The organism is Micromonospora sp. NPDC049004 (assembly GCF_040649315.1).
GTDB lineage: Bacteria > Actinomycetota > Actinomycetes > Mycobacteriales > Micromonosporaceae > Micromonospora.
The window spans coordinates 67,986-74,711 of the sequence record NZ_JBEZFG010000015.1; the positions used below are offsets into that span (position 1 = coordinate 67,986).

6 protein-coding genes are annotated in these 6,726 nt (G+C 70.7%); 4 read left to right on the top strand and 2 right to left on the bottom strand.

The window, feature by feature from the left end; all coding sequences use genetic code 11:
• Positions 1-11: 11 nt before the first annotated feature.
• The 3 genes from AB0B97_RS31150 (at position 12) to AB0B97_RS31160 (ending at position 3,412) form a co-directional block, all read left to right on the top strand.
• The gene (locus AB0B97_RS31150) at positions 12-668 is read left to right on the top strand and encodes a histone deacetylase (RefSeq protein ID WP_357498741.1); all 657 of its coding nucleotides are present in this window, start codon (positions 12-14) and stop codon (positions 666-668) included.
• Between the two features lie 311 nt (positions 669-979).
• Positions 980-1,435: a lamin tail domain-containing protein gene (locus AB0B97_RS31155; RefSeq protein WP_357498743.1), complete on the top strand. Its 456-nt coding sequence runs from the start codon at positions 980-982 to the stop codon at positions 1,433-1,435.
• A 270-nt stretch (positions 1,436-1,705) separates the two neighbouring features.
• Entirely contained in the window at positions 1,706-3,412 is a 1,707-nt protein-coding gene (locus tag AB0B97_RS31160; protein WP_357498745.1) for a bifunctional metallophosphatase/5'-nucleotidase, read from the top strand.
• Between the two features lie 358 nt (positions 3,413-3,770).
• Here the strand turns inward: AB0B97_RS31160 and AB0B97_RS31165 are convergent, their stop codons facing one another.
• On the bottom strand, positions 3,771-5,048 hold the full coding sequence (locus AB0B97_RS31165) for an MFS transporter (RefSeq protein ID WP_357498747.1): 1,278 nt from the start codon (positions 5,046-5,048) through the stop codon (positions 3,771-3,773).
• 129 nt (positions 5,049-5,177) lie between these two features.
• Here AB0B97_RS31165 and AB0B97_RS31170 point away from each other — a divergent pair, with 129 nt between their 5' ends.
• A complete protein-coding gene (locus AB0B97_RS31170) occupies positions 5,178-5,651 on the top strand; it encodes a hypothetical protein (protein WP_357498749.1) in 474 nt (157 codons plus the stop codon).
• Positions 5,652-5,908: 257 nt separating this feature from the next.
• On the opposite strand, the gene AB0B97_RS31175 is transcribed toward AB0B97_RS31170, so the two are convergent.
• Positions 5,909-6,523, bottom strand: coding sequence for a hypothetical protein (locus AB0B97_RS31175; protein ID WP_357498751.1), 615 nt, complete (start codon positions 6,521-6,523; stop codon positions 5,909-5,911).
• Positions 6,524-6,726: the final 203 nt, after the last annotated feature.

The following is a 6,726-nucleotide window of genomic DNA, read 5'->3' on the forward strand; positions in this document are numbered from 1 at the left end:
GCCCGCCGCCCATGCCCGGCACCGTCTGGTACGTCGCGTACGGCTCGAACATGCACGCCGCCCGGCTGGCCTGGTACATCGTCGGCGGCTGCCCGCCCGGCGGTCGGCGGACGTACCCGGGTTGCCGCGACCCCCGCCCGCCGAGCCGGTCGGCGCCGGTGTGGCTGCCGGGCGGGATCTACTTCGCCGGCGAGTCCGGCGCGTGGACCGGCGGGATGGCGTTCTACGACCCGCAGCTGCCGGGCGAGGCCGCCGCGCGGGCCTACCTGGTCACCATCGAGCAGTTCACCGACATCGCCGCCCAGGAGATGTACCGCCCGACGGGCGACACCGCCGACCTCATTCCGGCGACCGGCGCGGCTGTCGACACCGCCGTCGCGAAGGGGCGGGCGACGCTCGGCCCGGGCCGCTACGAGACCCTGATCTGCCCCGGGCTGCGCGCCGGCGTTCCGATGCTCACCTTCACCGCCCCCGAGCCGGCGTCGGCCGTGCGCTGCCGGCCACCGGCACCGACCTACCTGCGCATGATCGCCCGAGGGCTGCGCGAGTCACACGGCTGGCCCGCCGAGCGGATCGTCGACTACCTGGCACAGCGTCCCGGAGTCGCGGGCGGCTGGCCGCCCGACGCGGTGACGACTCTGGTCCGCGACGCGCTCACCACCGGCTGATCGGCCAAGTCCAGCTTCCGCCCGGATCGGCGGCGATGATCCACCGGCCGGATCGACCGGTGGGATCATCGGACCGGATGGACCGGCCGGTGAGAGTCCGGACGCGTCCGAAGGTCGACCGGTCCGAACTGCCGGGCGGCGTCGCCGCGCACCGACCGGCGCACCACGCTCCACCGCCCGGATCGAGTTGGCGACGCGTCCTCTTCGCTGGCCACGCCCGCCCCGTCCCGCCGCTAGCGTCAGCGCTCCACGTCACACGTGGAACGACCGCGTCGGCGCTCGTCGGCCGGCGCACGGAGTGAGGAGACGGAATGACGAAGAAGATGATCGGTCTCGCGCTCGCGCTCGCCGGGACGCTCGCTGCCACGCTGGCCACCGCCGGACCGGCGCAGGCCGCGACTCCGTCGGTGCAGATCACCAAGGTCTACTACAACTCGCCCGGCAGCGACAACCGCTCCAACTCCAGCCTGAACGCGGAGTACGTCCGCCTCACCAACCGGCGGTCGAGCACCATCAACCTGAAGTCCTGGACGCTGCGGGACAAGGCGCGCCATGTCTACACCTTCAGTGGCGACGTCCGCCTCGCCGCCGGAGCGAGTGTCTACATCCACACTGGAAAGGGCCGGAACACCTCGACCCACCGCTACTGGGGATCCGGCGCGTACATCTGGAACAACACCGGCGACAGCGCGTACCTGCGCGACTCCGCCGGGAAGCAGATCGACTCCTGCTCCTGGGGCAGCAAGGGCAGTTACACCGCCTGCTGAGCAAGCGGACGCCGCCGACCGACCGGCCGGCGGCGTCCGCCGCGGACGTCGATCGAGGAGATCTGGTCGGTGACCGATGGTGGACCAATCGGTGTATTCGCAGCTCTGCTGTGCTCCTCGGCTCGACGGGTGAGCGTCCGGATGAGAGGCTGGCCGGGCGGGCGACGACCCAACCGCCGCCAAGCGTGATCGATCCTTCCGACGGCGTCGACAGCGGCCGCTCGACCCACAGGCCGGCCACCGCACGCGCCGATTCTCACGAGGAGTTCCATGTCCATACCCGGGATGCGTCGGGCCGCTGTCGGCCTGACCGCGCTCGCGGTGGCAGCGCTCGGCGCGGTCGCCACCACTCCCGAGCAGGCCGACGCGCGACCGAAGCCGGTCGACGTCACCCTGCTGGCCCTCAACGACTTCCACGGCAACCTCGAACCGCCGAGCGGGTCCAGCGGCACCATCGCCGGGCAGACCGCCGGAGGCGTCGAATATCTCGCGACCCACCTGGCCGAGCTGCGCGCCGCCGCCAAGAAGCAGAACACCATCACCGTCGCCGCCGGTGACCTGATCGGCGCGTCCCCCCTGCTCTCCGCGGCGTTCCACGACGAGCCGACAATCGAGGCGCTGAGCATGGCCGGGCTGGACTACGCCAGCGTCGGCAACCACGAGTTCGACGAGGGCGCCGCCGAGCTGCTGCGGATCCAGAACGGCGGCTGCCACCCGGTGGACGGCTGCGCCGACGGCACCCCGTACCGAGGCGCCGGCTTCCAGTACCTGTCCGCCAACGCCTTCAAGACCGCCACCGGCAAGCCGCTGATGGCGCCGTACGCGATCCACAAGGTGCAGGGCGTCAAGGTCGGCTTCATCGGGATGACCCTGGAGGGGACCCCGCAGATCGTCAGCCAGCAGGGCGTCGCGGGCCTCACCTTCGCCGACGAGGCGGAGACCGCCAACCGGTACGCCCGTGAGCTGCGCCGCAAGGGCGTGGAGACGATCGTCGTGCTGCTGCACGAGGGTGGTGCCCAGGCGGCGACCGGTGGCATCAACGACTGCGTCGGCATGACCGGGCCCATCGTGGACATCGCCAACCGGATGGACCCGTCGATCGACGTGGTCGTCAGCGGCCACACCCACCAGGCGTACAACTGCAACATCAACGGCAAGCTGGTCACCAGCGCCAGCTCGTTCGGCCGCCTGGTCACCGACATCGATCTGAAGATCGACCGCCGGTCCGGGGACGTGCTCTCGGCGGCCGCGAACAACGTGGTGGTCACCCGGGACGTCGCCAAGGACCCGAAGCAGACCGCGCTGATCGACAGGTACAAGACGGTGCTCGGCCCGGTCGCCGACCGCCAGGTCGGCGAGACCACCACCGCGATCACCAAGACCCAGGAAACCCTCTTCGGTACGACAGTCGGCGAGTCGCCACTGGGCAACCTGATCGCCGACGCGCAGCTCGCCGCCACCGACGACGAGCAGAACGCGGTCGCCGCCTTCATGAACCCGGGTGGGGTCCGGGCCGACCTCAACGCCGGCCCGGTCACCTACGAGGAGGCGTTCACGGTGCAGCCGTTCGCCAACAACCTCGTGACGCTGGACCTGACCGGCGCGCAGCTCTACTGCGTACTGGAGCAGCAGTTCGTCACCGGTCGGGTGCTGTACCCGTCGTCGACCGTCGGCTACGTGGTCGACCCGGCTGGCACCACCGGCACCGCCGCCGACCCGTGCGCCGGCACCCGCGTGGTCCGGGGCAGCCTCACCATCGGCGGCACCACCGTCGACACCGCCGCCACCTACCGGGTGACGGTGAACAACTTCCTGGCCGGCGGCGGCGACGGCTTCAGCGCCCTCACCGCCGGGACCAACCTGGTCACCGGCCAGATCGACCTCGACGCGTTCGTGGCGTACCTGACCGCGCAGTCGCCGGTCTCCGCCCCGACGCTCGACCGCATCCGCACCACCGCCGAGGTCCCCGCCGCCTGACGGCGTGCCCCGCAACGATCGGGCCCCGGAGCACCCGCTCCGGGGCCCGACCCGTCCCCGGGCACCGGCGACCGCCGCGCCCGCTTCCGCCCTGCGCGTTACCCGCGCCTGGCGGCCTGCCCACCCCGGCCCGCGCCTGGCGGCCTGCCCACCCCGGCCCGGGCAGCGCCGGCCTGCCCGGCCCGGGCAGCGCCGGCGGCCCGCCTCCGCAAGATCGCGCTCGATCCTGGTTGTAGTGGCCTTCGGGCGCAGGGATGCCACTACATCCAGGTTCGAGCATGATCTTGCGGACGCGCGCGACGCCGCCCTGCCCGCGGTCCGGGCTGCCCGCGCATCCGAACGCGGCTACCGCGTCGGGTCAGACGGGGGCGGGCGCCGGGGCGGGCGCGGTGATCGTCGGGCGGCCGTCCTGATCGGTGGTGAGCAGTCGGCGCAGGGAGAGCGCGATGAGCGAGGCGACCAGGCAACCGCCCACCACCACCGCGACCCAGACCATGCCGTTGGCCGCGCCGATGAGCGGGCCGGCGGTCACCGGACCGATCACACCGCTGATCCCGAAGATCATCGAACTCATGGCGTTGTACCTGCCGCGCAGCTCGTCGGTGGCGAGCGCGTTGGTCAGCGCCGGCATCACCGGCGACAGCAGCGTCTCGCCGAGGCCGAAGATCGCCGAGCAGGCCACCACGCACAGGGCGGCCACCAGGGCGTTGCCGGTGCTGACCACACCGGCGACACCGAGGACCAGCCAGGCGGCGGCGAATACCGCCCCGACCACGGCGAGCGCGCCGGTGCGGCTACGCCCCTCGATCCGGCGGATCACCAGCAGTTGGGCGAGCACGATCATCACCGTGTTGGCCGCGAGCGCCCAGGCCACCACCCGGGGGTTCACCTCGGCGACGCGTACCGCGAACGCGGCGAAGCCGACCTCGACCTGGGCGTACCCGCAGGTGGTGAGGACCAGACCGAAGATCACCAGCCGGCGGAACGGACGATCCCGGAGCACTGTCAGGTAGCCGCCGCTCGACGGTCCGTCGCCGGCGGAGCGGTGGCCGAGTCGGTGGCCGACGCCGGGCAGGGTCAACAGGATCAGAGCCGGCATCAAATAGCTGATCGAATCCAGCAGGTAGATCGTCTGGAAGGTGGCGGGTCGCGCCGTGTCGACGATCGCGCCGGACGTCATGCCGCCGATACCGATGCCGAGGTTGAGCAGCGCGAAGTTCAGCCCGAAGACCCGTTGCCGCTCACCGTCGTCGGTGAGCGAGGCGAGGATGGTGTTCTGCCCGGACCAGATCGCCGAGCTGCCGACGGCGATCACGGTCATCACGAGCAGGGCCGAGCCGGTCGAGTGGACCAGCGCCAGCGAACCGGTGCCGATCGCCTCGATCACGAGACACGGCACCACCACCCGGCGCGCGCCGAACCGGTCGATGAGCGTCCCGCCCAGCGGCGACAACGCCAGCGTGACGACGCCGTACCAGCCGATCACCAGACCGGCGCGGGTGTCGGTGAGCCCGCGTACGTCGGTGAGGTAGATGAACAGGAACGGCAGGGTCAGACCCCGCCCGATCGCCGACAGCAGGGTGCCGAGGAGGATCCGGCGGGCTTCCGGACGGCGGGGCAGGGATCGACGCAGCATGTCCGGCATTCTGTTCGGTGGGTGTGACGCCCCGCGAACCGTTTTGCAGCGGCGACGCTGTTCCCGGGCCGCCGCGTGACCAACCCCACGGCGATCGTCGGTGTCCGCCGGGTCTGCGATGCTGGCCCGATGACCGGCACCTGGCGACACCTGCCCGCTACCGCCCGCGCCATCGCGGTGACCGCCACGGCGGCCGTCGCCGCAGCCCAGGCCCGCGACGATCAGGCGTACGACGAGGCGGTCGTTGATCTCGCGGCCGACGAGCGGTCCGGTCTGGTGCTCGGAACTGTGGTGCGGCTCCTGCTGGAGGAGGGCCACCCGGAGGGCCTGGCCGGCGACGACATCCGTCAGGTGCTGACCCGCTGCGTGCAGGGCGCGATGCGGTGGCGTCGCGATGTGGACCCGCACGTGGTGCTCGTCCTGCTCGCCGGAGCGCTCGGTGTGTACGACCCCGAGGGCGACGAGTCGCGGCCGGACGCGGCCGCCCTGGCCCGGCACGCCCCGCTGCTCGTGGCCGACCTGTTGGCGGTGACGGGCGTGCCGTTGGACGACTATCTGGCCGCCGCGTTCACCGAGATCGAGCGCACCGAACGGCAGGACTGACGGCAGGGGTTGCCGTGGGCGGTGACCGTCGCAGACAGACACAAGAGGGCACATCCATTGATCGGATGTGCCCTCTTACCTCTGGTCGGGGTGGCCGGATTCGAACCGACGACCTCTTCGTCCCGAACGCGATCACGCCGCACCAGTGGGTGTCGAGGGTTACGAATTTTTGCCGCTCAGCACGAGGGTCTTACCGGTCTTGGCGGTCCTTGAACAGCGACTGCCGGTCGTCTTGCTGCCTCCAGGCTGCCCTTGGGTTACCGCATCCGGTCAAACAAGCCGGGCTTGTCCTGCCGAACGTCGATCGTCCATGCCTCGCCGAGAACCTCCTGCGCGGTGTCGCGAGTCAGTCGATCCCAACTCATCTGGTACTCCAGACTGGCGTCGTTTGCCTTGACGCTGATCTGGACGACGTTCGCTTCAACTCGGTGCCACGACGCGGTTCTCAGCAGATCCGCTACCCGAGGCAGGAGGCCGCGCATCCGCTCCGCAGTCAGATCCCGGGCAGCGGTGAAGTCACCGGCGGCGGCGCGGCCGCGGGCATACTCGCAGCTAGCCAACCACTTACGCTCCTTCTCCTGCCTCTGCCGGTCCCGCCTTGCCTGCTGTTCCTTCGGATCGCGAGCCTGGTGGGATTCGGCGGCCTCTCGGGCTTCGTCAGCAGTGGAGCCGAGGAACCACTGTCGAGGACTCGCGTAGGCAGTGGCGTAAGGGCTGCCGGCGGAGCTGTAGACGTAGATGGGAACCCCGCGGTCACCCTCTACATCCTCTTCAGGCTCGGGGATGTGCCAGGCGATGACCCTACCGACGATCGGAGGCTCGCCGTCGCCGAAGGTCTCCGCGACCCACAGTTCGTAGGTTTGAGGGATCATGGCAACCTCCTGAAGGGCTGGTTGTGCCTGCAAGATCGAGGGTGCAGGATCTGCCGCTGGCGCGCTACCCCGCGCGTTCCTCCCAATCGCACCTTCTGGTCCGTAGCTCCGGGCGGCTGGGTCCCTTACGGCTTGCCCGCGAAGTCGGCTAGTTCCTAGGGGCGGCGTGGTGGCTGATGCAGCTCGATCGGACTGGGTCGCAT

Bases quoted from the DNA above. Each gene is read 5' to 3' on its own strand.
- AB0B97_RS31150 (WP_357498741.1), top strand. From the start codon at position 12: ATGCCCGGCACCGTCTGGTACGTCGCGTACGGCTCGAACATGCACGCC.
- AB0B97_RS31155 (WP_357498743.1), top strand. From the start codon at position 980: ATGACGAAGAAGATGATCGGTCTCGCGCTCGCGCTCGCCGGGACGCTC.
- AB0B97_RS31160 (WP_357498745.1), top strand. From the start codon at position 1,706: ATGTCCATACCCGGGATGCGTCGGGCCGCTGTCGGCCTGACCGCGCTC.
- AB0B97_RS31165 (WP_357498747.1), bottom strand. From the start codon at position 5,048: ATGCTGCGTCGATCCCTGCCCCGCCGTCCGGAAGCCCGCCGGATCCTC.
- AB0B97_RS31170 (WP_357498749.1), top strand. From the start codon at position 5,178: ATGACCGGCACCTGGCGACACCTGCCCGCTACCGCCCGCGCCATCGCG.
- AB0B97_RS31175 (WP_357498751.1), bottom strand. From the start codon at position 6,523: ATGATCCCTCAAACCTACGAACTGTGGGTCGCGGAGACCTTCGGCGAC.